Raw genomic sequence first — 25,039 nt, 5'->3', positions numbered from 1 at the left:
TAAGGCAAGGGACTAGACCATGCATTTCACCATTCAACGCGAAGCCCTGTTGAAACCCCTGCAACTGGTCGCCGGCGTCGTCGAACGTCGTCAGACCTTGCCGGTACTTTCCAACGTGCTGTTGGTTGTCGAAGGCCAGCAACTGTCGCTGACCGGTACCGACCTGGAAGTCGAGCTGGTCGGTCGCGTGCAGTTGGAAGAGCCGGCCGAGCCAGGCGAAATCACTGTCCCGGCGCGTAAGCTGATGGACATCTGCAAGAGCCTGCCGAACGATGCGCTGATCGACATCAAGGTCGACGAGCAGAAGCTGGTGGTCAAGGCTGGCCGTAGCCGCTTTACCCTGTCCACCTTGCCGGCCAACGACTTCCCGACCGTGGAAGAAGGCCCGGGCTCGCTGACCTGCCAGCTGGAGCAGAGCAAGCTGCGTCGCCTGATCGAGCGCACCAGCTTCGCCATGGCCCAACAGGACGTGCGTTATTACCTCAACGGTATGTTGCTGGAGGTCTCCGCCGGCATCATCCGCGCCGTGGCCACCGACGGTCACCGCCTGGCCATGTGCTCGATGCAGGCCGATATCGGTCAGCCGGATCGCCACCAGGTGATCGTGCCGCGCAAAGGTATCCTGGAACTGGCCCGCCTGCTCACCGAGCCGGATGGCATTGTCAGCATCGTGCTGGGTCAGCACCACATTCGTGCTACTACCGGCGAGTTCACCTTCACCTCCAAGCTGGTCGACGGCAAGTTCCCGGACTATGAGCGTGTGCTGCCTAAGGGCGGTGACAAGCTGGTACTGGGCGACCGTCAGGCGCTGCGTGAGGCCTTCAGCCGTACCGCGATTCTGTCCAACGAGAAGTACCGCGGTATCCGTCTGCAACTGGCCAACGGTCAGCTGAAAATCCAGGCGAACAACCCGGAGCAGGAAGAGGCGGAAGAAGAAGTAGGCGTGGAATACAACGGCGGCTCGCTGGAGATCGGCTTCAACGTGAGCTACCTGCTCGACGTGTTGGGCGTGATGACCACCGAACAGGTACGCCTGATCCTGTCCGATTCCAACAGCAGTGCGCTGGTGCAGGAATCCGACAACGACGACTCGGCCTACGTTGTCATGCCGATGCGCCTGTAATCATGCTCAGCAGAAGCTAGATGTCCCTCAGTCGCGTCTCGGTCACCGCGGTGCGCAATCTGCACCCGGTGACCTTCTCCCCCTCTCCCCGCATCAACCTCCTCTACGGCGCCAACGGCAGTGGCAAAACCAGCGTGCTGGAAGCCATCCACTTGCTGGGGCTTGCTCGCTCGTTTCGCAGTGCCCGTTTATTGCCGGTGATCCAGTACGAGCAACTCGCTTGTACGGTGTTCGGCCAGGTCGAGCTGGCAGAAGGCGGGCATAGCAGCCTGGGGATATCTCGCGACCGGCAGGGCGAATTCCAGATCCGTATCGACGGGCAGAACGCCCGCAGCGCGGCACAGCTGGCGGAGATCCTGCCCCTGCAGTTGATCAACCCGGACAGTTTCCGCCTGCTGGAAGGTGCTCCGAAAATCAGGCGCCAGTTCCTTGATTGGGGCGTGTTCCACGTGGAACCCCGCTTTATGTCAACCTGGCAGCGCTTGCAGAAGGCCCTGCGGCAGCGGAACTCATGGCTGCGGCATGGTACACTTGACGCCGCTTCGCAAGCAGCCTGGGACAGGGAACTGTGTCAGGCCAGCGCTGAAATTGATGAATACCGCCGCGCTTATATCAAAGCCTTGAAACCAGTCTTTGAGCGGACCTTGAGCGAGCTGGTAGAGCTCGAGGGCTTAACGCTTAGCTATTACCGTGGTTGGGATAAAGAGCGAGAGCTCAGTGCAGTGCTCGCGACATCCCTCCATCGTGATCAGCAAATGGGTCATACCCAGGCCGGCCCCCAACGTGCTGATTTGCGTCTCAGATTGGGCGCACACAACGCTGCGGACATCTTGTCCCGCGGTCAGCAGAAGTTGGTGGTCTGTGCCTTGCGGATCGCCCAGGGGCACCTGGTTAGCCAGGCCCGGCGCGGTCAATGTATTTATCTGGTGGATGACTTGCCGTCCGAACTGGACGAGCAGCATCGCCGCGCACTTTGTCGCTTGTTGGAAGACTTACGCTGCCAGGTGTTCATCACCTGTGTAGACCACGAATTATTGAGGGAAGGCTGGCAGACGGAAACGCCAGTTGCCCTGTTCCACGTGGAACAGGGCCGTATCACCCAGACCCACGACCATCGGGAGTGAAGGCATGAGCGAAGAAAACACGTACGACTCGAGCAGCATTAAAGTGCTGAAAGGTTTGGATGCCGTACGCAAACGTCCCGGTATGTACATTGGTGACACCGACGATGGCAGCGGTCTGCACCATATGGTGTTCGAGGTGGTCGATAACTCGATCGACGAAGCTCTGGCCGGCCATTGCGACGACATCAGCATCATCATCCACCCGGACGAATCCATTACCGTGCGCGACAACGGTCGCGGCATCCCGGTAGACGTGCATAAAGAAGAAGGCGTTTCCGCAGCCGAGGTCATCATGACCGTACTGCACGCCGGCGGTAAGTTCGACGATAACTCCTACAAAGTATCCGGCGGTCTGCACGGTGTGGGTGTGTCGGTAGTGAACGCCCTGTCCGAAGAACTGGTCCTGACCGTTCGCCGCAGTGGCAAGATCTGGGAACAGACCTACGTTCACGGTGTGCCTCAGGCGCCTATGGCTATCGTCGGTGACAGCGAAACCACCGGTACCCAGATTCACTTCAAGGCTTCCAGCGAGACCTTCAAGAACATCCACTTCAGCTGGGACATCCTGGCCAAGCGGATTCGTGAACTGTCCTTCCTCAACTCCGGTGTCGGTATCGTTCTGAAGGACGAGCGCAGCGGCAAGGAAGAACTGTTCAAGTACGAAGGCGGCTTGCGTGCGTTCGTTGAATACCTGAACACCAACAAGACTGCGGTCAACCAGGTGTTCCACTTCAATGTGCAGCGTGAAGACGGCATCGGCGTGGAAATCGCCCTGCAGTGGAACGACAGCTTCAACGAGAACCTGCAGTGCTTCACCAACAACATTCCGCAGCGCGACGGCGGCACCCACTTGGTGGGCTTCCGTTCGGCGCTGACGCGTAACTTGAACAACTACATCGAGCAGGAAGGCCTGGCGAAGAAGCACAAGGTCGCCACCACCGGTGACGATGCCCGCGAAGGCCTGACCGCGATCATTTCGGTCAAGGTGCCGGATCCGAAGTTCAGCTCCCAGACCAAAGACAAGCTGGTGTCCTCCGAAGTGAAGACCGCGGTCGAACAGGAAATGGGCAAGTACTTCTCCGACTTCCTGCTGGAAAACCCGAACGAAGCCAAGCTGGTGGTCGGCAAGATGCTCGACGCCGCCCGTGCCCGTGAAGCGGCGCGTAAAGCCCGTGAGATGACCCGTCGTAAAGGCGCGCTGGATATCGCCGGCCTGCCGGGCAAACTGGCGGACTGCCAGGAAAAAGACCCTGCCCTTTCCGAACTCTACCTGGTGGAAGGTGACTCTGCTGGCGGCTCCGCCAAGCAGGGACGCAACCGTAAGACCCAGGCGATCCTGCCGCTCAAGGGCAAGATCCTCAACGTCGAGAAAGCGCGCTTCGACAAGATGATTTCCTCGCAAGAGGTCGGCACCTTGATCACTGCACTCGGTTGCGGCATCGGCCGCGAAGAGTACAACATCGACAAGCTGCGTTATCACAACATCATCATCATGACCGACGCCGACGTCGACGGTTCGCACATCCGTACCCTGCTGCTGACCTTCTTCTTCCGTCAGTTGCCGGAGCTGATCGAGCGTGGCTACATCTACATCGCTCAACCGCCGCTGTACAAGGTCAAGAAAGGCAAGCAAGAGCAATACATCAAAGACGACGACGCCATGGAAGAGTACATGACGCAGTCGGCCCTGGAAGATGCGAGCCTGCACCTGAACGAAGAAGCACCGGGTATTTCCGGCGAGGCGCTGGAGCGCCTGGTGAACGACTTCCGCATGGTCATGAAGACCCTCAAGCGTCTGTCGCGCCTGTACCCTCAAGAGCTGACCGAGCACTTCATCTACCTGCCGGCCGTGAGCCTGGAGCAACTCTCCGATCACGCGGCGATGCAGGATTGGCTGGCCCAGTATGAAGTCCGCCTGCGCACCGTCGAGAAGTCCGGCCTGGTCTACAAGGCCAGCCTGCGTGAAGACCGTGAACGTAATGTCTGGCTGCCAGAGGTCGAACTGATCTCCCACGGCCTGTCGAACTACGTCACCTTCAACCGCGATTTCTTCGGCAGCAATGACTACAAGACCGTCGTCACCCTCGGCGCTCAGCTGAGCTCCCTGCTGGACGAAGGCGCTTATATTCAGCGCGGCGAGCGTAAGAAGGCGGTGACCGAGTTCAAGGAAGCCCTGGACTGGCTGATGACCGAAAGCACCAAGCGCCATACCATCCAGCGATACAAAGGTCTGGGTGAGATGAACCCGGATCAGCTGTGGGAAACCACCATGGACCCAAGCGTGCGCCGCATGCTCAAGGTCACCATCGAAGACGCCATCGGCGCCGACCAGATCTTCAACACCCTGATGGGTGATGCGGTCGAGCCTCGTCGTGACTTCATCGAAAGCAACGCCCTGGCGGTATCCAACCTGGACTTCTGATCCGGGTTGCATCGCCGAAATGAAAAAGGCCAACGCTCAGCGTTGGCCTTTTTTATTGCCTGGTTAAAAGGAGTGCCCTACTCGGCCGCTGAAACACTTTCCAGGCGATAGCCATAGCCATAGATGGTCAGCAACTGCCAGCCACGATCCGCGGTTAACCCCAGCTTGTTGCGCAAGCGGTAGATGTGAGTGTCCAGGGGACGGGAGGAGACGATTTCCTCGTGGGTCCAGAAACGTTCGTAGAGGTATTCCCGGGATAACGGCCGACCCAGGTTGGCGAACAGGCAGCGGGCCAGGCGGTACTCGCGTTCGGTGAGGCTGATCGGGTTGCCGGCACGGGTCACGGTCAGCTCGGCGTCATCGAAGGCCAGGTCGTTGAAGGTTTGCACCTCGACGGCTGCCGATCGCTGCAAGCCGTGACGCCGCAGGACGGCGGTTACCCGTGCCTTGAGTTCGTTGGGGCGGAAAGGTTTGCTCACATAGTCGTCGGCACCGGTGTTCAGGGCCTGGACGATATCGCTCTCGGCATCGCGGCTGGTTAGCATGATGGCCGCCGGTGGCGCCTCCATGTGTTCACGGGTCCAGCGCAGCAACGACAGTCCGCTGAGGTCCGGCAGCTGCCAGTCGAGAATCAGCAGGTCGAAGGTTTCGCGCCGCAGCTGCCGCAGCAGATCCTCGCCACGCTCGAAGCTGTGCAGCGTCCATGGCTGTTCCCCGGGGCCGGGGATCTGTCGCAGTGTCTGTTCCACCCGCGCCAGTTCGGCGGGCTCGTCATCCAGTATTGCGACACGCATGCGGGGCAGTTCCTTTTATCGCGAGAGAATGCTGATGGCTTTATTTGAGGCCTTACCTGGCGCTGAGTTTAGGCTGATCAGACGAATCTGAACAATTGTGGCGAATTGCTCTGGTTCATACCTTTGCTCGGTACGCTGATGTCATATAGCCGGTAGCCGACAGGAGCACTGTCCATCCGGCCTGCATTCATTGCAGAACGATACCGGCTCGAACGTGCAAGGAAAAGGACTATGGGGAACATCCTGGGGAAGGGGCGGTTGCTCTACGCAGGCATTGCGCGGGCAGCGGACCTGGCTCGATTTATCACACTGATGCTCGCGGCTTGCCTGAGCCTGGGTTCGACCGCGGAGCAGCCTACGCTGCCGTCTTCGGACTATGCCTTGCCGGTGCAGCGCTATTTCAGCCCATCCGTAACCACTATCGGGTTCAGCGATTCCCAGGGATTCGCCCCGATCAGCGCGCCACAGATGACCCAGCCTATGGTCTATCAGGAGCAGCAGCGTTGGGTGTTCTAGATCAGACAATTCTGAACAAATATTGCAAACCGGCCCGGCCTCCACACCATGCCGGTAAATTCGTAGTCGCTGAGTGGCACACAGGGGCATTCGGAAGTGCTCCGACACAGGGAGTGTCAACCGCCGGATTGGCGGGCGTCAGACCGAGGCTTGGCCTCGATTTGCAGTACAGGGGAATACAGGGAGTGCCTCCTCAGGACGTAATGCTTCGACACAGGGATGTGTCATCCCTCCTCTCCCGCGCGGCCCCACGGCGCCGCCAGCCAACAAACAACTCCTCATTTTTTATCTGTGAAGGCCTCTGATGAAGACATTCGGCGCTGAGTTTTTCGGTACGTTCTGGTTGGTCCTGGGCGGGTGCGGGAGCGCCGTGCTGGCGGCCGGCGTTCCGCAGTTCGGGATCGGTTATCTGGGGGTAGCCCTGGCCTTTGGCCTGAGCGTCCTGACCATGGCTTATGCATTGGGTCCGATTTCCGGGGCTCACCTCAACCCCGCGGTCTCGGTCGGCCTGTGGTTGAGTGGGCGTTTCCCGGGTAGCCGGCTGCTGCCTTATATCGTCGCCCAGGTTCTCGGTGGACTCGCCGCGGGTGGCGTGCTGTTCCTGATCGCTTCCGGCAAGGTCGGTTTCGACGCGTCGGCGGGCTTCGCGGCCAATGGCTATGGTGAGCACTCGCCTGGTGGCTACTCGATGTTTGCTGCGCTGTTGACCGAAGTTGTGCTCACGGCGATGTTCCTCCTGATCATCCTGGGTGCCACCGCCAAGCGTGCTCCAGCCGGTTTTGCCCCGATTGCCATTGGCCTGACGCTGACCCTGATCCACCTGATCAGCATTCCGGTCACCAATACCTCGGTCAACCCGGCCCGCAGCACCGCGGTAGCTTTCTTCGCCGGTGAGTGGGCAGTGTCCCAGCTGTGGCTGTTCTGGGTAGCACCTCTGTTGGGCGCAGGGCTGGGAGCCCTGGCCTATCGGTTGATCTCCATCGAGCGGGACTGACCTGTGCGGCCGGATGCGCCGATTCGCATCCGGCCGGCATGGAGCCAAACAGCGCAGCCGCTCATCCCGTAAGGGAATGACCCTGGCCGGCCTTGGTTCGAGAGGTATGGTCAGAACGCTAACAATGCAGTTCTAATGGCACGGACTTCAGAAGAGCGCGACTACGGACCTATGAACCCATGACCTCCTTGCACATCCGCCACCGGGCCATGCTCGTGTCGTTTCTTCTCGGTAGCGCACTGGCCTTTTCCACGGTGCAGGCTGCCGTTGCAGCACCCAAGCGCCCTCCCTATATCGATGAAAACCAGCAATGCCGTGGCCAGCCGTTGCCGGCGACGGTCGAGCACCTCACGGGCGAAGCCTGGAAGCTGGATGCCAAGGGCAACCAGGTGCCCCTGGAAGAAGGCATGAGCGTCGATGAACTCGAAGGGGTGAAGACCTCGCCTTCGGCATTCGTCAGCCTGTCCCTGGGCGATGGTTCGCTGGTGGTACTGCCCTCCAGTTCCCAGATCACCCTGCACCTGAACGAAGAACATGCGATCCCCCAGGTCGCGCTCGAGCAGGGGCAGATCGAATCCTATGTCATCAAGCGCCCGAGCGATTACGACCGTTTCCAGATCGTCACGCCGATCGGCGTGCTGGGCGTACGCGGCACGCACTTCCGGGTGCGTAACGACGATCAGCTGTCGCTGGTGGAAGTGCTCAACGGCCAGGTAGCGGTCAACCGCGAAGACGACGAAGCGCCGAAAAAGACCAAGGGCAAGAAACGCCCTGTGGATAAACCGGTCGGACCGGTTCCCGGTGAAGTCCAGGTCATGGCTCGCCAAGGTTTGCGCATCCAGAAAGAAGGCCCGTTGAAGCCGGTCGATCTGTTGCCCGCACCGCAGCTGATGGGCCAGGCGGGCCAGACGGGCGATCTGCCGGTCTGGCAGCTGATCATGAAGCCCTTGCCGGGCGCCAAGCGTTACCGGGCCCAGGTGGCGACTGACAAAAGTTTCCTCAATATCAAGCAGGAACAGTTCTCCAGCACGCCGGAAGTCAACTTCAGCGGCCTGGAAGCGTTTTTTTATCATGTCCGCCTTTCTGCTTTCGATGAGCACGGACTCGAAGGAGAGACGGGCGTCTATGACATCTTCTATTACCCCAGGACCACGCGTGTTCAGTAAGTGCGCGGCGGTTTGTCGGTGAGGCGCTGGCGCCGACCCGAGGGCCGGGAGCCGACGCAAGCCCAGCGACTGTTTGGCGGTCTGGTGCGGGAATGGGCATGGGTCAGCCTGATCCTGCTGCCCTTGACCGCCCTGCTGTCGTTGAGCCACGGGCTGGCGCTGAATAACCTGCTGTATGACAACCTGCGGCGGCTCAGCCCGCTGCCGGTCGATTCGCGGCTGCTGCTGATCACCATCGACGACTACAGCCTGCAGCAGCTGGGCCAGTGGCCCTGGCCGCGCACCCTGCACGCCGACCTGCTGGATCGGCTGACGGCGGCCAAGGTCCAGGGTGTGTTGTTCGACGTGATCTTCAGCGAACCCGACAGCGTTCCCGAAAACGATCAACGACTGGCCCAGGCGGTCTGCCGCGAGGGCAAGGTATTCCTGCCCCTGCTGCGCGAGAGCGTGGCCCGCTACGGCCAGCCGCTGGGCGAGATCGAACCGGTGCCGGCGTTGAGTCAGTGCGCCAAGGCGGTCGGCCATATCAATGCCGAGGCCGACGCCGATGGCACGGTTCGCAGCGTCTATCTGCGCGAAGGCCCACCGCAGGCACCGAAGGCGCAACTGGCCTGGCTGCTTTATCAACAAGCATACCCGGGCACTGCCCTGTCGATGCCCGGTTCGGACACCGCGCAGATCGCCCAGGGCTGGCTGCGCAGCAACCCAGTACGCATCCCCTTCATCAGTCCCCATGCCGGTTTCCCCAGTGTTCCCTATGTCAGCGTATTGCGCGGCGAAGTCCCGCCGGAGCTGTTGCGCGACAAGCTGATCCTGATCGGCACCACCGCGCCCGGCCTGGGTGACCGCTATGTCACCCCGCAGTCGGCCAGTGTCGGCACCACCCCAGGTATCGAGATCCAGGCCAACCTGCTCAATGGCTTGTTGCAGCAGCGCACCATTGTCGCCCTCGGGCAATGGCCGGTCGCGGCGCTGTCGGTGCTGCTGGTGGCGGCCTTGCTGGGATTGCTGCTGGTGCGGCCGCGGCATGCGTTATGGCTGACCCTGGCCTGCATGGCGGCTGCCCTGCTCGGTTCGGCCGGGCTGCTGCGCCTGGGGCTGTGGTGGCCGCCGGTGGCCAGCCTGTTGGGGATGCTACTGGCGTACCTGATCTGGAACTGGCGCCGCCTGAGCGTGATCTTGGCCTACTTCGGCTGGGAGCTGGCGCGCCTGGACAGCGAGCCTAAGGTGCTGCCCGAACGCCGACGCACCCAGGCTCCCGCAGGGGATGTGCTGCAGGGGCAGATCGTGGCGTTGGAACAGGCCTTGAGTCGCACCCGCGACACCCGCCGCTTCATTGCCGATGGCCTGGAATACCTGCCGGTGGCCACCCTGATCAGCGATCCAGACGGTCGCGTGCTGCTGGCCAACCGCAATGCTCGCGAAGTGTTCGGCAACGCGCTGATCGGCGAGGACCTGGTCCAGCAGTTGGCCGACCTGGGTTATCCCGGTTTGCAGGACGAGCAACGCCCTGCCCTGTCGCAACTGCAGCCTGTGGAATTTCGCGATATCGAGCAGCGCAGCCTGCGCGTGGACCTGGCACCCCTGCTGCCGATCGACAGCGATACGCCGATCGGCTGGCTGCTGAGCCTCACTGACCTGAGCCTGGAACGGGACGCCGAACAGCAGCGGGCAACCCTGTTGCGCTTCCTGTCCCATGACCTGCGCGCGCCTCATTCGGCGATCCTGGCCTTGCTCGATGTACAGCGGCACCAGGGCTCGGGCGACACGCGGATCTACAGTCAGATCGAACTCCAGGTGCGTCGCGCCCTGGGGCTCACCGAAGCCTTCGTGCAACTGGCGAAGGCCGAGTCCGAGGCCTATCAGTTCCAGCCGAGCATGTTCGCCATGCTGGTGCTGGATGCGTTCGACCAGGCCATGACCATCGCCCAGCTGAAAAACATCCAGCTGGTGCATGACCTCGACGATGATGCCGAAGGCATGGTGCTGGCCGATCAGTCCCTGCTGACCCGGGCCTTGTTCAACCTGCTGGAAAACGCCATCAAGTACAGCCCGTCGGGCTCGACTGTCCGGGTGCAAGTCGCGTGTACGGAAGGCTGGCTGACCTGCGATATCACCGACCAGGGCAAAGGCATTGCGGCCGATGAACTGCCGCAGCTGTTCGTGCAGTATCAGCGCTTCGCCTCGGCCCAAGGCAGCGAAGGCCTGGGGCTGGGGTTGTCGATGGTCAAGGCGGTGGTCGACCGGCATGAAGGGCGGATTGTCTGCCGTAGCGTGGTCGGCGAGGGGACGACCTTCAGCCTGCAATTACCTCTGCTCACGGACTGAATATCGATAGGCGAAAAAAAACCGGCTCCAGGCCGGTTTTTTCGTATCCAGAAAACTTATGCACCTTTTCCGGTATTTTATGGGTTTAGGAAATATGTATATAAATCATCTAGTTATTGATTTGATATAGCGATTTCCAATAAAACGGTACACAGGTTATCCACAGAAACTCAAATGGCCATTTTGTCCGGCGCCGCGGCTACCGGAGGCAGCGAACCCATGTCCCGCTGCGCCTGCTCATTCCAGGCCGCGACCCGGTCGTTGAGCTCGGCGATGGCCCGTGGACCGGAGCCTTCGGCGTACATCGGCGCACCAATCACCACGGTGATAGTGCCGGGGTGCCTGAGCCAGCCGGTCTTCGGCCAGTATTTGCCGGCGTTGTGCGCTACCGGCAGCACCGGCAAGTCGGCGTTGACCGCCAGGGCGCTGCCGCTGCGGGAGAACTTGCCCATCTGGCCGTAAGGCACCCGGGTGCCTTCCGGGAAGATCAGCACCCAGACATTGTCCTTGAGCAGCTCGTCGCCCTTGCTGGCGACCTGCTTGAGCGCGGCCTTGGGATTGTCGCGGTCGATGGCGATCGGACGCAGCATGGCCATGGCCCAGCCGAAGAACGGCACATACAGCAGTTCACGCTTGAGCACTTGGCTCAGCGGTTCGAAATAGGCCGAGAGAAAGAACGTCTCCCAGGTGCTCTGGTGGTTCGAGACAATCACGCAAGGACGCTCGGGTATGTTTTCCGCGCCCTTCACTTCCACGTTGATCTTGAGAAACACCTTGGTCAGCCACAACGCGCAGCGGCACCAATAGACGTTGATAAAGCGATAGCGCGCCTTGAACGGCAGGAAGGGCGCGATAAAAAAGCTCAGGGAGCACCACAGCAACGAACTGGTGCCCAGCAGCAGGTAAAAGAAGAAGGTTCTGATTGCCTGCAGGATCGACATAGCGGCGTTTACCGTTGCGGGCATTGCCCGCCTCTAAAAAAGCGCACTCCCGAACAATCCTTGGTCAGGATCTCAGAAGGACTCTAATTGTGGATAAGTTCAGCGGCAACTGCCGCCAGGTCGTCAAAAATCAAGGTGCCTACCGGTAGGGTTTTCCCCAGGGTCTTTTCGCCTTTCCCGGTCTTTACCAAAACTGGCTGAGAGTCGACGGCTTTTGCGGCTTCCAGGTCACCGAGACTGTCGCCCACAAACCATAGACCAGCCAGATCCACTGCGTAGTGCCGGGCAATGGTCTGCAACATGCCGGGCTTGGGTTTGCGGCAGGCGCAACCTTCGTCCGGGCCATGGGGGCAGTACACGATGAGGCCGAGTTCGCCGCCCTGCTCGGCCACCAGAGCGCGCAGGCGCTCGTGCATGGCGTCGAGGGTGGCGACATCGTAGTAACCGCGAGCGATGCCCGACTGGTTGGTAGCGACTGCTACCGTCCAGCCGGCCTTGCTCAACTGCGCGATGGCTTCGACCGAGCCGGGGAGCGGAATCCACTCCTCCACCGATTTGATGTAAGCGTCGGAGTCGTAATTGATCACTCCGTCCCGATCGAGAATCAGCAGTTTCACGTACGCCTTACCCCAGCAACGAGATGTCGGCGACACCGAGGAACAGACCCCGCAGACGTGCCAGCAGCGCGTAGCGGTTGGCCCGCACGTTGGCGTCTTCGGCGTTGACCATCACCTTCTCGAAGAAGGCGTCGACCGGCTCGCGCAGGGCGGCCAGGCGGGCCAGGGTCTCGCTGTACTGACGCGCCGCGGCCATTGGCTGCACGGCCTGGTCCGCTTGCTGGATCGCCGAGTACAGGGAGAACTCGTTGGCGTTGTCGAAGTACTTGGCCTCCACGGTGGTCGGCACGCTGCCTTCGACCTTGCTCAGCAGGTTCGAGACGCGCTTGTTCACCGCGGCCAATGCGGCGGCTTCCGGCAGCTTGCGGAAGGCCTGCACGGCCTGCACGCGCTGGTCGAAGTCCAGGGCCGAACCCGGCTTCAGGGCACGGACCGACAGGTAGGTGGCGACATCCACGCCTTCGTCTTCGTAACGGGCACGCAGACGGTCGAAGATGAACTCCAGGACCTGATCGGCCAGGCCGGCGCTCTTGACCTTGCTGCCGAACGCGCTGACGGCGAACGCCACGGCTTCGGTCAGGTCCAGGTCGAGCTTCTTGTCGATCAGGATGCGCAGCACGCCCAGCGCGGCACGACGCAGCGCGTACGGGTCCTTGCTGCCGGTTGGCAGCATGCCGATGCCGAAGATGCCGACCAGGGTGTCGAGCTTGTCGGCGATGGCCACGGCGGCACCGGTGACGGTGCTTGGCAGCTCGGCGCCGGCGCCACGCGGCATGTATTGCTCGTTCAGCGCCAGGGCGACGTCTTCCGGCTCGCCGTCATTGAGGGCGTAGTAGTAACCGGCGATGCCTTGCATTTCCGGGAACTCGCCGACCATTTCGGTGGCCAGGTCGCACTTCGACAGCAGGCCCGCACGCGCGGCACGCTGGGCGTCGCCGCCGATGCGCGGGGCGATGAACGCGGCCAGTTTCGAGACGCGCTCGGCCTTGTCGTAGACGCTGCCCAGCTTCTCCTGGAACACCACGTTCTGCAGGCGCTGGTTGAAGTCTTCGAGCTTCTGTTTCTTGTCCTGCTTGAAGAAGAACTCGGCGTCGGTCAGGCGTGGGCGAACGACTTTCTCGTTGCCCTCGATGATCTGGCGCGGGTCCTTGCTTTCGATGTTGGCCACGGTGATGAAACGCGGCAGCAGCTTGCCGTCGACGTCCAGCAGGCAGAAGTATTTCTGGTTGTCCTGCATGGTGGTGATCAGGGCTTCCTGCGGCACTTCGAGGAAACGCTCCTCGAACGAGCACACCAGCGGCACCGGCCATTCCACCAGGGCGGTCACTTCGTCCAGCAAATCGGCTGGAACGATGGCGGTGCCTTCCTGCAGGCGCGCCAGTTCTTCGGTGCGCTTGCTGATCAGCTCGCGACGCTCGTTGGCATCGGCCAGCACATAGGCGGCACGCAGGTCGTCCAGGTAGTTGGCCGGCGAGGTGATGCGCACGCTTTGCGGATGATGGAAGCGGTGGCCACGGGAGTCGCGACCGGCTTTCTGGGCGAGGATGGTGCAGTCGATGACCTGGTCACCCAGCAGCATCACCAGCCATTGGGTCGGACGCACGAACTCTTCCTTGCGCGCGGCCCAACGCATGCGTTTCGGAATCGGCAGGTCGTTCAGCGAGTCTTCGACGATGGTCGGCAGCAGGCTGGCGGTCGGCTTGCCCTTGATGCTCTGGCTGTAGCGCAGCTTCGGCCCGCTCTGGTCGATTTCGCTCAGGTCCACGCCACATTTCTTGGCGAAGCCCAGGGCGGCCTGGGTCGGGTTGCCTTCGGCGTCGAAGGCGGCCTGGCGCGGCGGGCCGTCGAGGTTGATGCTGCGATCCGGCTGCTGGGTGGCCAGGCCGCTGATCAGCACCGCCAGGCGGCGTGGCGCGGCGTAGACATGTTTGGTTTCGAAGTTCAGGCCGGCGGCCTGCAGGCCTTTTTCGATACCGCCCAGGAAGGCTTCGGCCAGGGTGTTCAGGGCTTTGGGTGGCAGTTCTTCAGTGCCCAGTTCAACCAGAAAATCTTGCGCACTCATTGTGCCGCCTCCAACTTAGCCAACACTTCATCACGCAGGTCCGGAGTCGCCATCGGGAAGCCCAGCTTGGCGCGGGCCAGCAGGTAGGCTTGCGCGACGGAACGCGCCAGGGTGCGCACACGCAGGATGTACTGCTGGCGTGCGGTCACGGAGATCGCGCGACGGGCATCCAGCAGGTTGAAGGTGTGCGAGGCCTTGAGGACCATTTCATAGCTCGGCAACGGCAGCGGCTGATCCAGCTCGATCAGGCGCTTGGCTTCGCTTTCATAGAAATCGAACAGTTCGAACAGCTTCTCGACGTTGGCGTGTTCGAAGTTGTAGGTCGACTGCTCCACTTCGTTCTGGTGGAACACGTCGCCGTAGGTCACCTTGCCGAACGGACCGTCGGCCCAGACCAGGTCGTAGACCGAATCCACGCCCTGCAGGTACATGGCCAGGCGTTCCAGGCCGTAGGTGATCTCGCCGGTCACCGGGTAGCACTCGATGCCACCGGCTTGCTGGAAGTAGGTGAACTGAGTCACTTCCATGCCGTTGAGCCAGACTTCCCAGCCCAGGCCCCAGGCGCCGAGGGTCGGCGATTCCCAGTTGTCTTCGACGAAGCGAATGTCGTGCACCAGCGGGTCGAGGCCAACGTGCTTGAGCGAGCCCAGGTACAGCTCCTGGAAGTTTTCCGGGTTCGGCTTCAAGACCACCTGGAACTGGTAGTAGTGCTGCAGACGGTTCGGGTTTTCGCCGTAGCGGCCGTCAGTCGGGCGACGACTGGGCTGCACATAAGCGGCGTTCCAGGTTTCCGGGCCGATGGCGCGCAGGAACGTGGCGGTATGGAAAGTGCCGGCGCCTACTTCCATATCGTAGGGCTGAAGTACCACACAACCTTGCTCGGCCCAGTATTGCTGGAGGGCGAGGATCAAGTCTTGGAAGGTACGCACGGCTGGCGTAGGCTGGCTCACGAAATTCACCTGTTACTTGGGCTGCGATTTAAAGAGCGGGAGTATACCCGATTCAGTTGTGCGCACGCCCACTGGAGCCTTATGCCACGCTGCTTTTGGTGCAACGAAGATCCCCTGTACATGGCGTACCACGATCAGGAGTGGGGCGTGCCGCTACGCGACGCGCAGCGTTTGTTCGAGTTGTTATTGCTCGAAGGGTTCCAGGCCGGCCTGTCCTGGATCACCGTCTTGAAGAAGCGCGAGCGTTATCGCCAGGTGCTGTTCGGCTTCGATGTGCAGCGCGTGGCGCAGATGAGCGATGCACAAATCGATGAGTTGATGCTCGATCCCGGGATCATCCGCAACCGCCTGAAACTCTCTGCCGCCCGGCGCAACGCCCAGGCCTGGATGGCGCTGGAAGACCCGGTGGAATTCCTCTGGTCGTTCGTCGGCGGGGTGTCGAAAATCAATCATTTCAAGGATCGCAGTGAAGTCCCGGCGGTTACCCCAGAGGCCGAAGCGATGAGCCGCGGCTTGAAAAAGGCCGGCTTCACCTTTGTCGGGCCGACCATCTGTTATGCGCTGATGCAGGCTTCGGGCATGGTCATGGACCACACCCGCGACTGCGATCGCTACGCCATCCTGACAAACGGCCGGTTAGAATAGCCCGCTTGCGACAAGGTTCATGACCCGGATATCAGGAGTCACCTGTGGATAAGTTTAAAGGCGCCCTGCTGGTAGGCGCTCTGCGATTGTTTGCCCTGCTGCCCTGGCGCGCGGTGCAGGCGGTCGGTTCGGCCATCGGCTGGATCATGTGGAAGACCCCCAACCGTTCCCGCGATGTGGTACGGATCAACCTGGCCAAGTGCTTTCCGCAGATGGACGCCGCCGAACGCGAGCGTTTAGTGGGGCAGAGCCTGAAAGACATCGGCAAGTCCCTGACTGAAAGCGCCTGCGCCTGGATCTGGCCGGCTGAGCGCTCGATCGCCCTGGTGCGTGAAGTCGAGGGCCTCGAGGTGCTACAAGAAGCGCTGGCGTCGGGCAAGGGCGTGGTCGGCATCACCAGCCACCTGGGCAACTGGGAAGTGCTCAACCACTTCTATTGCAGCCAGTGCAAACCGATCATTTTCTACCGCCCGCCGAAGCTCAAGGCGGTGGACGAACTGCTGCGCAAGCAGCGGGTCCAGCTGGGCAACCGGGTGGCGGCTTCGACCAAGGAAGGCATCCTCAGCGTTATCAAGGAAGTGCGCAAAGGTGGTGCGGTGGGCATTCCTGCCGACCCGGAACCGGCCGAATCCGCCGGGATCTTCGTGCCCTTCTTCGCCACCAGGGCGCTGACCAGCAAGTTCGTGCCGAACATGCTCGCCGGCGGCAAGGCGGTCGGGGTATTCCTGCATGCGCTGCGCCTGCCCGACGGTTCGGGCTACAAGGTGATCCTCGAAGCCGCGCCGGACGCGATGTACAGCACCGACACCGAAACCTCCTGCGCGGCGATGAGCCAGGTGGTCGAGCGCTATGTGCGGGCTTATCCGAGCCAGTACATGTGGAGCATGAAGCGTTTCAAGAAACGTCCGCCCGGCGAAGAACGCTGGTACTGACCGCCTGGCACGATCTGTGGATAACCTTTCGCCCAAGGTTATCCACAAAGGCTGAAGCAGAGCACAGCATATGCCCGATTCGCGCAAATCCCTGAGGATCAAGATCCAGCACGAAAGCTTCGGCGAGTGCCTGGGCCAGACGCGCAACCTGTCCGCCAGCGGGGTGTACGTCAAGCACCCGGCATTGGCGGCGCTGCCCAAGGGCGCGGTGGTCTACGGCCAGGTGCAAGGCCTGCCGATGAACGCGCCACGGGTGAAGATGGAGGTGGTGCTGGTGGACGCCGAGGGCATCGGCCTGCGTTACCTGTGAAGCGTCCGGACATCGCCTCTGTAGCCGCTGCCGAGCTTGCGAGGCTGCGTACGAGGACGCAGTCCTCGCTAAACCTGCGCACCAGGATTTGTCTGGCAGATTGCGGCGCCTGGTTTTACGACCGCTTCGCGGTCGATCGCAGCCTCGCTCACTCGGCAGCGGCTACAGTGCGCCTTTGCCCTGGCGCTCGAGCTTCTTGAGGAACACCGTCATTTCCTTTTCCGCCTGCTTGTCGCCATGTCCGCGGGCTGCTTCCAGGCCCTGCTCCCAGGCCTGGCGCGCCGCCGCATAGTCCTCCAGGCCTTGATAGGCCTTGCCCAGCAGCTTCCACGCCGCCGAATACTTGGGGTCGAAACCGACGCAGCGTTGCAGGTGCTCGGCGGCCTTGGCGTATTCGTGCAGATCCAGATAACCCTTGCCCAGGCCGAAGCGCAGCAGCGAGTTATCCATGCCCTTGGCGAGCATTTTTTCCAGGGATTCGAGCATCGTTGTCACTCCTGTGGACTCTTGTAGCCGCTGCCGCAGGCTGCGATAGGTCCGGAGGACCTCCTGCGGGCCGGAGATCGCCGCGCCCCTGCGGGGCGTTCGCAGCCTGCGGCAGCGGCTACAGGACGGCGTTGGATCAGAAAAAGCTCAAGCCCACGTGGAACAGCTTCTCCACATCGCGGATATGTTTTTTATCCACCAGGAACAGAATCACGTGGTCGCCGGCTTCGATCACCGTGTCGTCGTGGGCGATCAGCACTTCCTCGTCGCGGATGATCGCGCCGATGGTGGTGCCTGGCGGCAGCGCGATGTCCTCGATGGCGCGGCCGATCACCTTGCTCGATTTGGCATCGCCATGGGCGATCGCCTCGATGGCTTCCGCCGCGCCACGGCGCAGCGAGTGCACGCTGACGATATCGCCACGGCGCACGTGGGTCAGCAGGGTACCGATGGTGGCCAGCTGCGGGCTGATGGCGATGTCGATATCGCCGCCCTGGATCAGGTCGACATAGGCCGGGTTGTTGATGATGGTCATCACCTTCTTCGCCCCCAGGCGCTTGGCCAGGAGCGAGGACATGATGTTGGCTTCGTCATCGTTGGTCAGGGCCAGGAAGATGTCAGCGTCGGCGATGTTCTCTTCCATCAGCAGGTCGCGGTCCGAGGCGCTGCCTTGCAGGACCACGGTGCTGTCGAGGTTGTCCGAGAGGTAGCGGCAACGCGCCGGATTCATCTCGATGATCTTCACCTGGTAACGGCTTTCGATGGCTTCGGCCAGGCGTTCGCCGATCTGCCCGCCGCCGGCGATAACGATGCGTTTGTAGGATTCGTCGAGGCGGCGCATCTCGCTCATCACCGCGCGGATGTTGGCCTTGGCGGCGATGAAGAACACTTCGTCGTCGGCCTCGATCACCGTATCGCCCTGGGGCAGGATCGGCCGGTCACGGCGGAAGATCGCCGCCACGCGGGTGTCGACGTTGGGCATGTGCTCGCGCAACTGGCGCAGTTGCTGCCCCACCAGCGGCCCGCCGTAATAGGCCCTGACCGCCACCAGTTGGGCCTTGCCTTCGGCGAAGTCGATCACCTGCAGGGCGCCGGGGTGTTCGATCAGGCGCTTGATGTAGTTGGTTACCACCTGTTCCGGGCTGATCAGCACGTCGACCGGAATCGCCTCGTTGTCGAACAGGCCGGCGCGGGTCAGGTAGGCCGCTTCGCGGACCCGGGCGATCTTGGTCGGGGTGTGGAACAGGGTATGGGCGACCTGGCAGGCGACCATATTGGTTTCGTCGCTGTTGGTCACCGCGACCAGCATGTCGGCATCGTCGGCGCCGGCCTGGCGCAGTACCGTGGGGAACGAACCGCGGCCCTGTACGGTGCGGATGTCCAGGCGGTCGCCGAGATCGCGCAGGCGTTCGCCGTCGGTGTCGACCACCGTGATGTCGTTGGCTTCGCTGGCCAGATGCTCTGCCAGCGTACCGCCCACCTGCCCTGCTCCGAGGATGATGATCTTCATCCAGTCACTCCCTTCGAACCTTTCTTAACCGCGCGCGGCGGCAATCTTGATCAGCTTGGCGTAGTAGAACCCGTCGTGGCCGCCCTCTTGCGCCAGCAGCTGGCGACCGTGGGGCTGCTTCAGGCCGGCCGGAGGCTGACCCAGTTGCCCGGCGATGTCCAGTTCGCGAGCACCCGGGGTACGGGCCAGGAAAGCCTCGATGACCTCGGTGTTTTCGGTCGGCAAGGTCGAGCAGGTGGCGTATAGCAGGATGCCGCCGACTTCCAGGGTCGACCACATGGCGTCCAGCAGTTCGCCTTGCAGACTGGCCAGGGCGGCGATGTCGTCGGCCTGACGGGTGAGCTTGATATCCGGGTGGCGGCGGATCACCCCGGTGGCCGAGCACGGCGCGTCCAGCAGGATGCGCTGGAACGGCTTGCCGTCCCACCAGGCGGCGGTGTCGCGGCCGTCGGCGGCGATCAGCTCGGCGCGAAGGTTCAGGCGGTCGAGGTTCTCCTGGACGCGCACCAGGCGCTTGGCTTCCAGGTCCACCGCGACCATGCCGGCCAGCGCAGGCTCGACTTCGAGGATGTGGCAGGTCTTGCCGCCGGGCGCGCAGCAGGCGTCCAGCACCCGCTGTCCCGGCGCCAGTTCCAGCAACTCGGCGGCCAGTTGCGCGGCTTCGTCTTGCACGCTGATCCAGCCTTCGGCGAAGCCCGGCAGGGCGCGCACGTCGGCGGCTTCATCGAGGACGATGCCGTCCTGGCTATAGACGCAAGGCTTGGCGGCAACGCCGGCCTCGCTCAGCAGCTGGAGGTAAGCGGCGCGGGAATGGTGGCGGCGATTGACCCGCAGGATCATCGGCGGGTGGGCGTTGTTGGCGGCGCAGATCGCTTCCCACTGCTCGGGCCAGAATGCCTTGAGGGACTTTTGCAGCCAGCGCGGATGGGCGGTACGCACCACGGGGTCGCGTTCCAGCTCGGCGAACAGTGCTTCGCTCTCGCGTTGGGCGCGGCGCAGCACCGCGTTAATTAGCGCCTTGGCCCAGGGCTTTTTCAGCTTGTCGGCGCAGCCCACGGTTTCGCCGATGGCGGCGTGCGCCGGGACGCGGGTGTAGAGCAACTGATAGAGGCCCACCAGCAGCAGCGCCTCGACGTCGGCATCGGCCGCCTTGAACGGCTTCTGCAACAGCTTGGCGGCCAGCGCCGCCAGCCGTGGCTGCCAGCGCGCGGTGCCGAAAGCCAGGTCCTGGGTGAAGCCGCGATCGCGTACTTCGACCTTGTCCAGCAGGGTTGGCAGCGAGCTGTTGAGCGAGGCTTTGCCGTTGAGGACCGAGGTCAGGGCCTTGGCGGCGGCCAGACGCGGGTTCATTGGGCGTCCGCCGCTTGTCCGAGCACGGTGCCGGTGGCGAATTTCTCGCGACGGCTGTTGAACAGGTCGCTGAAGTTCAGCGCCTTGCCGCTGGGCAATTGCAGGCGGGTCAGGCACAGCGCCTGCTCACCGCAGGCGACGAGCAGGCCGTCCTTGCTGGCGCCGAGGATGGTGCCCGGTACGCCCTTGCCTTCGGCGAGGCTGGCGGCCAGCACCTTCAGCGCTTCGCCGTTCAGCGTGCTGTGGCAGATCGGCCAGGGGTTGAAGGCTCGCACCAGGCGCTCCAGTTCTACCGCAGGACGGCTCCAGTCGATCCGCGCCTCGTCCTTGTTCAGTTTGTGGGCGTAGGTGGCCAGGCTGTCGTCCTGCACTTCGCCTTGCAGGGTTGTGGCGGCGAGGCCGGCGATGGCCTGCACCACGGCGGGTGGGCCCATTTCGGCGAGACGGTCATGCAGGCTGCCGCCGGTGTCGGTGGCGCTGATCGGGGTGCTGACCTTGAGCAGCATCGGCCCGGTGTCCAGGCCGGCTTCCATGCGCATCACGGTCACGCCGCTCAGCGCGTCGCCGGCTTCCACGGCGCGCTGGATCGGCGCCGCCCCGCGCCAGCGTGGCAGCAGCGAGGCGTGGCTGTTGATGCAGCCCAGGCGCGGAATATCCAGCACCGCCTGCGGCAGGATCAGGCCGTAGGCGACCACTACCATCAGGTCCGGCGCGAGGGCCGCCAGTTCGGCCTGGGCCTGCGGGTCGCGCAGGGTCGGCGGTTGCAGCACGGGGATGTGGTGCTCCAGCGCCAGCTGCTTGACCGGGCTCGGCATCAGCTTTTGCCCGCGCCCGGCCGGGCGGTCCGGTTGGGTGTAGACCGCGACGATCTCGTAAGGGCTGTCGAGCAGGGCCTTGAGGTGTTCGGCGGCGAATTCCGGGGTGCCGGCAAAGACGATGCGCAGTGGCTCAGTCATGGGAGTTCTCGGTAATAAACACGCGGAAAAGAAAAAGGCTTGCCGCTGCAAGCCTTTGGAAGAAGGGAATCAAGCTTGCTGACGATGCTGCTTTTCCAGCTTCTTCTTGATCCGGTCGCGTTTGAGCGTGGACAGGTAATCGACGAACAATTTGCCGTTGAGGTGGTCGCATTCGTGCTGGATGCACACCGCGAGCAGGCCTTCGGCGATCAGTTCGTAAGGTTGGCCGTCACGGTCCAGGGCCTTGATTTTCACGCGTTGCGGACGATCGACGTTCTCGTAGAAGCCCGGTACCGACAGGCAGCCTTCCTGGTACTGGCCCATTTCGTCGGTGAGCGCTTCGAACTCGGGGTTGATGAACACCCGTGGCTCGCTGCGGTCTTCGGACAGGTCCATGACCACGATGCGCTTGTGCACGTTGACCTGGGTAGCGGCCAGGCCGATGCCGGGCGCCTCATACATTGTTTCAAACATGTCGTCGACCAACTGACGCACTTCGTCGTCCACTACGGCCACTGGTTTGGCGATAGTGCGCAGGCGCGAGTCGGGGAATTCGAGGATGTTTAAAATGGCCATAAGCGTAATTGCTACACGTGTGAAGTAAGTTCGGAGTCGGAGGCCTTGCGGGTTCTGGAAGGGCAACCGTTGTAAAACGTGCTCGGTCAGGAGCAGGGAGCGCACAGGCGCTGGCGTTTCACGCGAATACACATAATAAAGGGATTCACCGCATGAGGAAATCACTACTCGCCTTGCTGCTCGTGGGCTGGGCCGGTTTCGGCCAGGCGCAGGTGCCGCTCCGGGAGGGTTATCCACAGCGCTACACCGTAGTGGCGGGCGATACCTTGTGGAGCATCGCCAATCGCTTCCTGCGCGATCCCTGGCAATGGCCGGCGCTCTGGCAGGCCAACTCCAGCCTCGCCGACCCCGATTTGATCTACCCCGGCGACTCCCTGGCGCTGGTCCGGGTCGATGGCGAACCACGCCTGACCCTGGAGCGCGGCGTTTCCCGGGGCACCGTCAAGCTCTCGCCCCAGGTGCGTCGCACGCCACTGGTCGAGGCGATCCCGAGCATTCCACTGCAGGCCATCGACAGCTTTCTGCTGAGCAACCGCATCCTCGACCGGGCCGACGCCTTCGACAGCGCGCCCTACATAGTCGCCGGCGATGCCGAACGGGTACTCAGCGGCACCGGCGACCGGATCTTCGCGCGCGGCCGCTTCGACCCGGAGCAAGCGGCCTACGGCATCTTCCGTCAGGGCAAGACCTACACCGACCCGCAGAGCGGCGAACTGCTGGGAATCAATGCCGACGAAATCGGCGGCGGCGAGGTGGTCGCGGTCGAGGGCGATATCGCCACCCTGCAACTGCAGCGCACCACCCAGGAAGTGCGCCTGGGCGACCGCCTGTTCGGCGGCGAGCCGCGGGTCATCAACTCGACCTTTGTCCCCAGTGCGCCGAGCCGGGCGGTCGAGGGCCTGATCATCGACGTGCCACGGGGTGTCACCCAGATCGGTGCGCTGGATGTGGTGACGTTGAACAAGGGGCGGCGCGATGGCCTGGCTGAAGGCAACGTGCTGGCGGTAATGAAAACCGGCGAAACCGTGCGCGACCGGGTGGCCGGTGGACAGGTGAAAATGCCGGATGAGCGGGCCGGTCTGCTGATGGTTTTTCGCACCTACGACAAGCTCAGTTACGGCCTGGTGCTCAACGCTTCCCGTTCCTTGGCGATCATGGACAAAGTCCGTAACCCGTAAAAACCCTCAACAAGTTACCAACAGAGTTATCCACAGCTTATTCCAGCTGCGACCGGGCTTATAACGATCAAGGATGATCCTATGTCACTGCCTGCCCAGGCTCCGGTTTCCCCCGCGGAACTGGAAGCCCGTCTACGTTTGCACCGCTTGCCGGACCTCGGCCCGAAGCGTTTTCAGCTGCTGCTCGAAGCCTTCGGTTCGGCCTCCAAGGCCATCAGCGCACCGGCCAGCGCCTGGCGCGCGCTGGGCCTGCCGACGGGCGCGGCCGAGGCCCGGCGCAATGCCGAAGTGCGTGATGGCGCCAGCCATGCATTGGCCTGGCTGGAGCGTCCGGGCCAGCATTTACTGATGTGGGACCAGCCGGACTACCCGCCGCTGTTGAATGAAATCGCCGATGCGCCACCGCTGCTGTTTGTCGCCGGCGACCCACGCATCCTGGAAAAACCGCAGTTGGCGGTGGTCGGCAGTCGTCGCGCTTCGCGGCCCGGGATGGACACCGCCGCGGCCTTTTCCCGCAGCCTGGCCGCGGCCGGTTTTGTCATCACCAGCGGCCTGGCGCTGGGGATCGATGGCGCGGCGCACCAGGCTGCGCTGGAGGTCGGCGGACAGACTGTCGGCGTGCTGGGCACCGGCCTGGAAAAACTTTATCCACAGCGCAACCGGCGCCTGGCCGACGCCATGATCGCCCAGGGCAGCGCGCTGGTTTCCGAGTTCCCGCTGGAGACCGGGCCCCACGCCAGCCACTTCCCCCGGCGCAACCGGATCATCAGCGGCCTGTCCCTTGGCGTGCTGGTGGTGGAGGCCAGCGTCGCCAGCGGTTCGCTGATCACCGCCCGGCTCGCCGCCGAGCAAGGCCGCGAGGTGTATGCGATACCCGGGTCGATCCATCATCCGGGAGCCCGGGGCTGTCATCAGCTGATTCGCGATGGCGCGGTGCTGGTGGAAACCATCGAACATATCCTCGAAGCCCTGCGTGGCTGGCAACGGCTGCCGTTATCCACGGCCCCGCCAACAGCCGCGCCCGCTCACCCGTTGCTGGCGCTGTTGCATGCCGCGCCGCAGACCAGCGAGGGCCTGGTGCAGGCCAGTGGCTGGAGCCTGCCCAGGGTGCTGGCGGCGCTCACCGAACTGGAGCTGGAGGGCCATGCGACGTGCGAAGGCGGCTGCTGGTTTGCCCGGGCAAAAGGCTAAGGCTCTGTACGAAAAGTGGCTGCGCGCTGGGCGCCTTCGGCGCTACGCAAAAACAGGCTCGTGCGCGAGTCCGATCGGAATGCTCATTTAGGCCCCTAAAGTCGAACGCGACCCCGGCCGTTCCTCGCCTGTTTTGATTCGCTGCGCTTACCCTTCGTGCCAGCCCTTGGCTGTTACTCCCGCTGGTCGTTGCGCCTTGCCTGGCCTTCGCTCGCCGACTTTTCGTACAGACCCTAGGCTTTATAGGCAGGATCGGTAAACTGCGCACAGCCTTAATCCGGAGAGTCAGCAATGGTCAGCAGTTGGCGTGTGCAACAAGCCGCACGAGAAATTCGCGCAGGGGCGGTGATTGCCTATCCAACCGAAGCAGTCTGGGGGTTGGGTTGCGACCCGTGGAACGAAGAGGCGGTGGACCGGTTGCTGGCCATCAAGTCGCGCTCCGTGGACAAGGGCCTGATCCTGATCGCCGACAACATCCGCCAGTTCGATTTTCTCTTCGAGGATTTCCCCCAGGAATGGCTCGATCGCATGGCCAGCACCTGGCCGGGCCCGAACACCTGGCTGGTACCCCATCAGAATCTGTTGCCGGAATGGGTCACCGGGGTCCACGACACCGTGGCCCTGCGAGTCAGCGATCATCCACTGGTGCGTGAGTTGTGCGCCTTGGTGGGGCCGCTGATTTCCACCTCGGCTAACCCCCAGGGGCGCCCTGCGGCCCGCACGCGGATTCGCGTCGAGCAGTATTTCCGCGGGCAGCTGGACATGGTCCTGGGCGGCAGCCTGGGCGGGCGCAAGAACCCGAGCCTGATCCGCGATCTGGTGACTGGCAAGATCGTGCGTCCGGCCTGACACCGCGTCGTCGTTTATC

Annotated in this window: 23 protein-coding genes; 13 read left to right on the top strand and 10 right to left on the bottom strand. The window is 62.7% G+C overall.

Annotated features, from left to right (window positions below):
- Positions 1 to 19 precede the first annotated feature (19 nt).
- From dnaN to gyrB, 3 genes are read left to right on the top strand one after another with little or no spacing between them, the layout of a single operon-like run.
- Positions 20 to 1,123: a DNA polymerase III subunit beta gene (dnaN, locus tag AC07Y9_RS08450; RefSeq protein WP_007924473.1), complete on the top strand. Its 1,104-nt coding sequence runs from the start codon at positions 20 to 22 to the stop codon at positions 1,121 to 1,123.
- Positions 1,124 to 1,143: 20 nt separating this feature from the next.
- A complete protein-coding gene (recF, locus tag AC07Y9_RS08445) occupies positions 1,144 to 2,247 on the top strand; it encodes a DNA replication/repair protein RecF (RefSeq protein WP_007924472.1) in 1,104 nt (367 codons plus the stop codon).
- Positions 2,248 to 2,251: 4 nt separating this feature from the next.
- Positions 2,252 to 4,669 (top strand): DNA topoisomerase (ATP-hydrolyzing) subunit B, encoded by a 2,418-nt coding sequence (gene gyrB, locus AC07Y9_RS08440; RefSeq protein ID WP_007924471.1) that lies wholly within the window; start codon positions 2,252 to 2,254, stop codon positions 4,667 to 4,669.
- Positions 4,670 to 4,746: 77 nt separating this feature from the next.
- Here gyrB and AC07Y9_RS08435 read toward each other — a convergent pair whose 3' ends face one another.
- Entirely contained in the window at positions 4,747 to 5,463 is a 717-nt protein-coding gene (locus tag AC07Y9_RS08435; RefSeq protein WP_009041468.1) for a response regulator transcription factor, read from the bottom strand.
- 231 nt (positions 5,464 to 5,694) lie between these two features.
- Here AC07Y9_RS08435 and AC07Y9_RS08430 point away from each other — a divergent pair, with 231 nt between their 5' ends.
- The 4 genes from AC07Y9_RS08430 (at position 5,695) to AC07Y9_RS08415 (ending at position 10,467) form a co-directional block, all read left to right on the top strand.
- Positions 5,695 to 5,979 (top strand): hypothetical protein, encoded by a 285-nt coding sequence (locus AC07Y9_RS08430; protein ID WP_087087294.1) that lies wholly within the window; start codon positions 5,695 to 5,697, stop codon positions 5,977 to 5,979.
- Between the two features lie 304 nt (positions 5,980 to 6,283).
- Entirely contained in the window at positions 6,284 to 6,973 is a 690-nt protein-coding gene (gene aqpZ, locus AC07Y9_RS08425; protein WP_007921032.1) for an aquaporin Z, read from the top strand.
- 179 nt (positions 6,974 to 7,152) lie between these two features.
- Complete coding sequence (locus tag AC07Y9_RS08420) at positions 7,153 to 8,139, top strand: FecR family protein (RefSeq protein ID WP_053263216.1); 987 nt, start codon at positions 7,153 to 7,155, stop codon at positions 8,137 to 8,139.
- A 12-nt stretch (positions 8,140 to 8,151) separates the two neighbouring features.
- Positions 8,152 to 10,467, top strand: coding sequence for a CHASE2 domain-containing protein (locus tag AC07Y9_RS08415; RefSeq protein WP_102678785.1), 2,316 nt, complete (start codon positions 8,152 to 8,154; stop codon positions 10,465 to 10,467).
- A 170-nt stretch (positions 10,468 to 10,637) separates the two neighbouring features.
- Here AC07Y9_RS08415 and AC07Y9_RS08410 read toward each other — a convergent pair whose 3' ends face one another.
- The 4 genes from AC07Y9_RS08410 to glyQ all read right to left on the bottom strand — a co-directional run bounded on the left by AC07Y9_RS08410 (position 10,638) and on the right by glyQ (position 15,037).
- A complete protein-coding gene (locus AC07Y9_RS08410) occupies positions 10,638 to 11,408 on the bottom strand; it encodes a lysophospholipid acyltransferase family protein (protein ID WP_053263217.1) in 771 nt (256 codons plus the stop codon).
- 83 nt (positions 11,409 to 11,491) lie between these two features.
- Positions 11,492 to 12,025, bottom strand: coding sequence for a D-glycero-beta-D-manno-heptose 1,7-bisphosphate 7-phosphatase (gmhB, locus tag AC07Y9_RS08405; protein WP_009041473.1), 534 nt, complete (start codon positions 12,023 to 12,025; stop codon positions 11,492 to 11,494).
- Between the two features lie 7 nt (positions 12,026 to 12,032).
- Positions 12,033 to 14,087 carry a glycine--tRNA ligase subunit beta gene (glyS, locus tag AC07Y9_RS08400; protein WP_007921024.1) on the bottom strand — a complete coding sequence of 685 codons (2,055 nt, stop codon included), beginning with the start codon at positions 14,085 to 14,087 and terminating at the stop codon, positions 12,033 to 12,035.
- The gene (gene glyQ, locus AC07Y9_RS08395) at positions 14,084 to 15,037 is read right to left on the bottom strand and encodes a glycine--tRNA ligase subunit alpha (RefSeq protein ID WP_003177094.1); all 954 of its coding nucleotides are present in this window, start codon (positions 15,035 to 15,037) and stop codon (positions 14,084 to 14,086) included. Before glyQ ends, glyS begins: the two co-directional genes overlap by 4 nt.
- An 81-nt stretch (positions 15,038 to 15,118) precedes the next feature.
- Here glyQ and tag point away from each other — a divergent pair, with 81 nt between their 5' ends.
- From tag to AC07Y9_RS08380, 3 genes are all read left to right on the top strand, one after another.
- The gene (gene tag, locus AC07Y9_RS08390; protein ID WP_007921021.1) at positions 15,119 to 15,682 is read left to right on the top strand and encodes a DNA-3-methyladenine glycosylase I; all 564 of its coding nucleotides are present in this window, start codon (positions 15,119 to 15,121) and stop codon (positions 15,680 to 15,682) included.
- 44 nt (positions 15,683 to 15,726) lie between these two features.
- Positions 15,727 to 16,614, top strand: coding sequence for a lysophospholipid acyltransferase (locus tag AC07Y9_RS08385; RefSeq protein ID WP_007921020.1), 888 nt, complete (start codon positions 15,727 to 15,729; stop codon positions 16,612 to 16,614).
- Positions 16,615 to 16,684: 70 nt separating this feature from the next.
- A complete protein-coding gene (locus tag AC07Y9_RS08380) occupies positions 16,685 to 16,924 on the top strand; it encodes a pilus protein PilZ (RefSeq protein ID WP_009041477.1) in 240 nt (79 codons plus the stop codon).
- Positions 16,925 to 17,086: 162 nt separating this feature from the next.
- Here AC07Y9_RS08380 and AC07Y9_RS08375 read toward each other — a convergent pair whose 3' ends face one another.
- From AC07Y9_RS08375 to def, 5 genes are all read right to left on the bottom strand, one after another.
- Positions 17,087 to 17,410, bottom strand: coding sequence for a tetratricopeptide repeat protein (locus AC07Y9_RS08375; protein WP_007921017.1), 324 nt, complete (start codon positions 17,408 to 17,410; stop codon positions 17,087 to 17,089).
- 136 nt (positions 17,411 to 17,546) lie between these two features.
- Positions 17,547 to 18,920: a Trk system potassium transporter TrkA gene (gene trkA / locus AC07Y9_RS08370; RefSeq protein WP_087087288.1), complete on the bottom strand. Its 1,374-nt coding sequence runs from the start codon at positions 18,918 to 18,920 to the stop codon at positions 17,547 to 17,549.
- Between the two features lie 24 nt (positions 18,921 to 18,944).
- Positions 18,945 to 20,270, bottom strand: a complete 1,326-nt coding sequence (rsmB, locus tag AC07Y9_RS08365) for a 16S rRNA (cytosine(967)-C(5))-methyltransferase RsmB (protein ID WP_102678748.1) — start codon at positions 20,268 to 20,270, stop codon at positions 18,945 to 18,947.
- Positions 20,267 to 21,226, bottom strand: coding sequence for a methionyl-tRNA formyltransferase (gene fmt / locus AC07Y9_RS08360; protein WP_102678749.1), 960 nt, complete (start codon positions 21,224 to 21,226; stop codon positions 20,267 to 20,269). The genes rsmB and fmt overlap by 4 nt, the downstream gene beginning before the upstream one ends.
- A gap of 69 nt (positions 21,227 to 21,295) precedes the next feature.
- Complete coding sequence (gene def, locus AC07Y9_RS08355) at positions 21,296 to 21,802, bottom strand: peptide deformylase (protein WP_009041482.1); 507 nt, start codon at positions 21,800 to 21,802, stop codon at positions 21,296 to 21,298.
- A gap of 152 nt (positions 21,803 to 21,954) precedes the next feature.
- On the opposite strand from def, the gene AC07Y9_RS08350 reads away from it, so the two are divergent.
- From AC07Y9_RS08350 to tsaC, 3 genes are all read left to right on the top strand, one after another.
- Positions 21,955 to 22,980, top strand: coding sequence for a LysM peptidoglycan-binding domain-containing protein (locus AC07Y9_RS08350; protein ID WP_102678750.1), 1,026 nt, complete (start codon positions 21,955 to 21,957; stop codon positions 22,978 to 22,980).
- Between the two features lie 81 nt (positions 22,981 to 23,061).
- Positions 23,062 to 24,171 (top strand): DNA-processing protein DprA, encoded by a 1,110-nt coding sequence (dprA, locus tag AC07Y9_RS08345; RefSeq protein ID WP_102678751.1) that lies wholly within the window; start codon positions 23,062 to 23,064, stop codon positions 24,169 to 24,171.
- A gap of 291 nt (positions 24,172 to 24,462) precedes the next feature.
- Positions 24,463 to 25,020: an L-threonylcarbamoyladenylate synthase type 1 TsaC gene (gene tsaC / locus AC07Y9_RS08340; protein ID WP_007926207.1), complete on the top strand. Its 558-nt coding sequence runs from the start codon at positions 24,463 to 24,465 to the stop codon at positions 25,018 to 25,020.
- The last annotated feature ends 19 nt before the right edge of the window (positions 25,021 to 25,039 follow it).

The sequence above is a fragment of the Pseudomonas sp. GW456-L12 genome (assembly GCF_059424045.1).
This window is presented reverse-complemented; position numbering and strand designations above follow the sequence as displayed.

Coding starts and splice junctions, on each gene's coding strand:
- AC07Y9_RS08350 (WP_102678750.1), top strand. CDS start 21,955: ATGAGGAAATCACTACTCGCCTTGCTGCTCGTGGGCTGGGCCGGTTTC.
- AC07Y9_RS08420 (WP_053263216.1), top strand. CDS start 7,153: ATGACCTCCTTGCACATCCGCCACCGGGCCATGCTCGTGTCGTTTCTT.
- dnaN (WP_007924473.1), top strand. CDS start 20: ATGCATTTCACCATTCAACGCGAAGCCCTGTTGAAACCCCTGCAACTG.
- AC07Y9_RS08380 (WP_009041477.1), top strand. CDS start 16,685: ATGCCCGATTCGCGCAAATCCCTGAGGATCAAGATCCAGCACGAAAGC.
- AC07Y9_RS08430 (WP_087087294.1), top strand. CDS start 5,695: ATGGGGAACATCCTGGGGAAGGGGCGGTTGCTCTACGCAGGCATTGCG.
- rsmB (WP_102678748.1), bottom strand. CDS start 20,270: ATGAACCCGCGTCTGGCCGCCGCCAAGGCCCTGACCTCGGTCCTCAAC.
- tsaC (WP_007926207.1), top strand. CDS start 24,463: ATGGTCAGCAGTTGGCGTGTGCAACAAGCCGCACGAGAAATTCGCGCA.
- tag (WP_007921021.1), top strand. CDS start 15,119: ATGCCACGCTGCTTTTGGTGCAACGAAGATCCCCTGTACATGGCGTAC.
- recF (WP_007924472.1), top strand. CDS start 1,144: ATGTCCCTCAGTCGCGTCTCGGTCACCGCGGTGCGCAATCTGCACCCG.
- aqpZ (WP_007921032.1), top strand. CDS start 6,284: ATGAAGACATTCGGCGCTGAGTTTTTCGGTACGTTCTGGTTGGTCCTG.
- gyrB (WP_007924471.1), top strand. CDS start 2,252: ATGAGCGAAGAAAACACGTACGACTCGAGCAGCATTAAAGTGCTGAAA.
- glyS (WP_007921024.1), bottom strand. CDS start 14,087: ATGAGTGCGCAAGATTTTCTGGTTGAACTGGGCACTGAAGAACTGCCA.
- fmt (WP_102678749.1), bottom strand. CDS start 21,226: ATGACTGAGCCACTGCGCATCGTCTTTGCCGGCACCCCGGAATTCGCC.
- AC07Y9_RS08410 (WP_053263217.1), bottom strand. CDS start 11,408: ATGTCGATCCTGCAGGCAATCAGAACCTTCTTCTTTTACCTGCTGCTG.
- AC07Y9_RS08375 (WP_007921017.1), bottom strand. CDS start 17,410: ATGCTCGAATCCCTGGAAAAAATGCTCGCCAAGGGCATGGATAACTCG.
- def (WP_009041482.1), bottom strand. CDS start 21,802: ATGGCCATTTTAAACATCCTCGAATTCCCCGACTCGCGCCTGCGCACT.
- trkA (WP_087087288.1), bottom strand. CDS start 18,920: ATGAAGATCATCATCCTCGGAGCAGGGCAGGTGGGCGGTACGCTGGCA.
- dprA (WP_102678751.1), top strand. CDS start 23,062: ATGTCACTGCCTGCCCAGGCTCCGGTTTCCCCCGCGGAACTGGAAGCC.
- AC07Y9_RS08435 (WP_009041468.1), bottom strand. CDS start 5,463: ATGCGTGTCGCAATACTGGATGACGAGCCCGCCGAACTGGCGCGGGTG.